Source organism: Prevotella pallens ATCC 700821, from assembly GCF_000220255.1.
Taxonomy (GTDB): domain Bacteria; phylum Bacteroidota; class Bacteroidia; order Bacteroidales; family Bacteroidaceae; genus Prevotella; species Prevotella pallens.
The window spans coordinates 1,763,632-1,767,241 of sequence record NZ_GL982513.1; the positions used below are offsets into that span (position 1 = coordinate 1,763,632).

Here is a 3,610-nt window from a genome sequence, read left to right on the forward strand (position 1 = left end):
TATTCGTAAAAAGCGCCACAAAGGTATATAAAAGATATGATGTGGAAAGTCTTTAATAGTATATTTTTGCAAAAATCATTAGATATTAGTTTATTTGTAGTACATTTGTAGAAAAATAGTGGTAAGATGGAGAAAAGAACTATAAAAGTTGTTTGTGCAATTATTCGTAAAGAAGATAAAATTCTTTGCACGCAGCGACTAAGAAAGGGCCCAACTTATATTGCCGAACATTGGGAATTTCCCGGTGGAAAAGTAAAGTCGAATGAGAACGACTACGATGCATTACGTAGAGAGATTAAAGAAGAAATGGATTGGGACATAGATGTTGGTAAACAATTAGGAAGTATTACTTATGAATATCCCGATTTTAATATTATTCTTACGGCTTACGATTGTAGGGCACACGATTATAATTTCAAGCTTTTTGTTCATCTCAATGTAAAGTGGTTGAACACCTCTGAATTTGACTCTTTAGAATGGACAGCTGCCGATAAAAAACTTATAAAGACGATATGGAAATAATTGTAGGGAAAGAAATTGAAAACGTATGCCCTAACTTTGTTGGAGCATGCGTTGAGGCAAAAGTGAAAAACTCGAATTTTTCTCAAGAACTTTGGAAAGATATTGATACGCTTGGAGAAGAATTTAGAAATAAACTTACGGTTGATACACTAAAAGAAATTTCTGGAATTGCAGCCACTCGCCATATTTATCGCATTTGCGGTAAAGATCCATCACGTTATCGTCCTGCTTCAGAAGCTTTAATCAGACGTATATTACAAGGAAAGGCTCTTTACCAAATAAACACGCTGGTAGATCTTATTAATCTTGCTTCTATGAAATATGGTTATAGCATTGGTGGCTTTGATGCAGATAAGATTATTGGAGATACCCTAAAATTAGGAATAGGAAAAGAAGGAGAACCATATAAAGGTATTGGACGCGGAACGATAAACATTCAGGGATTACCTGTTTATAGAGATGATTTTGGTGGTGTTGGAACTCCAACTTCCGACAATGAACGTACAAAAATTACTATCAACACCACACATTTGTTGGTGTTAATTAACGGATATGATGGTAATGAAGAATTAGTAAAACAGAATGCAGAATATATTCAACAACTTCTAAAAAGATTTTGCGAGAGCAACGGTGGCTCTTTCTTTATATATAAATAACTGAACACTATGCAAGAAGATAAATTAGCTATAATGCGTGAGCTTGTCGATAAACTCAATCAGGCTTCAGATACATATTATAATGGTAAAACTGAAATAATGTCGGACCATGAATGGGATTCTATTTTCGATAAACTTAAACGTATAGAGGAAGAAACTGGTATTACCCTACCCGATTCGCCTACTATTAATGTGAGTGCCGATAATATTGTTGGCGAAAAAGAAGAACACGAATTTCCTGCACTTTCGCTTGCAAAAACAAAGAGTGTTGCCGATCTTGCTAAATGGGCAGAAGGAAAACCTATTTGGCTTTCGTGGAAATTAGATGGTTTAACCTTAGTTGTTACTTACGATAATGGTAAATTATCGAAAGTGGTAACACGTGGCGATGGTCATATAGGTACTAATATTACTCATTTAGCAGCTGCTATCGAAGGAATTTTACCACGAATTAAGAACACTGGTCATATAGTTATTCGTGGTGAAGCTATTATAAGTTACTCCGACTTCAATGTATTTAATATGGAAATGGGCGAAGAATATGCTAATCCACGTAATCTTGCATCGGGTTCATTAACACTAAAGAACATAAACGAAGTAAAATCTCGACATATTCATTGGATTCCTTTTACATTAGTTCATACAGATGAAGACATTGTATCGTGGGGAAATAGAATGGATTTCTTAGAAAAATTAGGTTTTAAAACTGTAGAACACCAACTAATATCTCACCCTACACAGGAAAATATAGGAAATGTAGTGCAAGAATGGACCGAAAAACTAAACTCGTTTGACTATCCTGTTGATGGTTTAGTTATTTCGTTCGACGACACTATATATGCCGCATCAGGAAATGTTACAGGACATCATGCCACACGAGCTGGTTATGCTTTTAAATGGAAAGATGAAAGTGCAACAACCGAATTGGAATATATTGAATGGTCGTGCGCTGCTTCTACCATTTCGCCTGTTGCAGTATTTAAACCTGTTAGTTTAGAAGGGACAACTGTAAAGAGAGCTAGCCTATGTAACATATCTGAATGCGAAAGACTAAGGATAGGTGGACAAGGAACCAAAATAGAAGTAATAAAATCTAATAAGATTATACCAAAGGTTATCAATGTTATTGAAACAATTGGTACATTTACTATTCCTAATTCGTGTCCAGTATGTAAAGCCGATACAGAAATAATAGAAAGCGAAAATAGTTCTACAAGAACATTACATTGTACCAATTTGAATTGTCCTGCAAAACAATTAAAAAAATTTGTACGTTTTGTTTCAAAAGATGGGGTTAATATTGATGGGCTTTCCGAACAAACCGTACAAAAATTTATTAATCTTGGTTGGGTAAAAGAATATGCCGACCTATTCCATTTAGATAAATATGCCGAAGAGCTTAGCACAATGGATGGATTTGGCAATAAAAGTGTTTCTAACTTATTGAAATCAATAGAAAAAGCAAGAAGTGTAGAACCCAAAAAGTTTTTGTATTCCTTGTTTATTCCACTTGTTGGAATTGATGTTTGCACACGTTTACTCTCTGCATATTCGTTAACAGAACTCATTAATATAGCACAATCTACCACTGATTTTGCTGTATTTGCAACCATTTCAGGCATTGGACCAGAGAAAAGTACAAGTTTTGTGAAATGGATGCAAAACAAAAAAAATAAAGAAATAGTAGAACATCTGCTCACAGAACTTAAAATAAAAGAAGTTGCACCAACACAAAAAGGAACTCTTTGCAACGAACTTACTTTTGTTATTACGGGCGATGTGCACCACTACAAAAACCGAAACGAACTAAAGGCATATATAGAAAGTCAAGGTGGAAAAGTTACGGGAAGTGTATCGAAATCTACAAACTATCTCATAAACAATGATATAAATAGCACATCAAGTAAAAACCAAAAGGCACGACAACTTGGAATAGACATAATTTCGGAAGACGATTTTATTAGCAAATTCACAAACAAGTAGTTTCATAAAAATAGAAAAACAGTGCTCAATATAGCTTATTTATAAGTTTTATTGAACATCAATAGTTTTTAATACCCCCTGAGCAGAACAATGTTTGCTCAGGGTTTATAGTTTTTAATTTCAATAATATTGTTTCCAACCCATTTGTTTTATTCTAGAATAAGCATACGAACATATATTTATAGGTCGGGACATTCTATGCAGAATAATTACTTTGAGGAGTTCGTGAAAATTTATAATAACAAAATAAAAATCTGTAATTATAAATTTTTATTTTGTTATTATAAACCTTGTAGATTTTAATTATAAAATTTTTAGGAGTATATTATGGTAAAATTTTTCAGCAATAAATAACCTTTCTTCTTTGCCGTTACATTTGTACTTTTACTCATAATTTCTACACATTTATCTATTCGTTATAAACTATGTACACCTTTACCCATATAAGT

3 protein-coding genes are annotated in these 3,610 nt (G+C 33.3%); all 3 read left to right on the top strand.

What is annotated here, in order from left to right; all coding sequences use genetic code 11:
• Positions 1-126 precede the first annotated feature (126 nt).
• Genes HMPREF9144_RS06865 through ligA form a run of 3 tightly spaced genes read left to right on the top strand, consistent with a single transcriptional unit; the run spans position 127 to position 3,161 of the window.
• Positions 127-522 carry a (deoxy)nucleoside triphosphate pyrophosphohydrolase gene (locus HMPREF9144_RS06865; protein WP_006045198.1) on the top strand — a complete coding sequence of 132 codons (396 nt, stop codon included), beginning with the start codon at positions 127-129 and terminating at the stop codon, positions 520-522.
• Positions 513-1,178 (top strand): B3/B4 domain-containing protein, encoded by a 666-nt coding sequence (locus tag HMPREF9144_RS06870; protein WP_006045199.1) that lies wholly within the window; start codon positions 513-515, stop codon positions 1,176-1,178. Before HMPREF9144_RS06865 ends, HMPREF9144_RS06870 begins: the two co-directional genes overlap by 10 nt.
• A 9-nt stretch (positions 1,179-1,187) precedes the next feature.
• Complete coding sequence (ligA, locus tag HMPREF9144_RS06875; RefSeq protein ID WP_006045200.1) at positions 1,188-3,161, top strand: NAD-dependent DNA ligase LigA; 1,974 nt, start codon at positions 1,188-1,190, stop codon at positions 3,159-3,161.
• Positions 3,162-3,610: the final 449 nt, after the last annotated feature.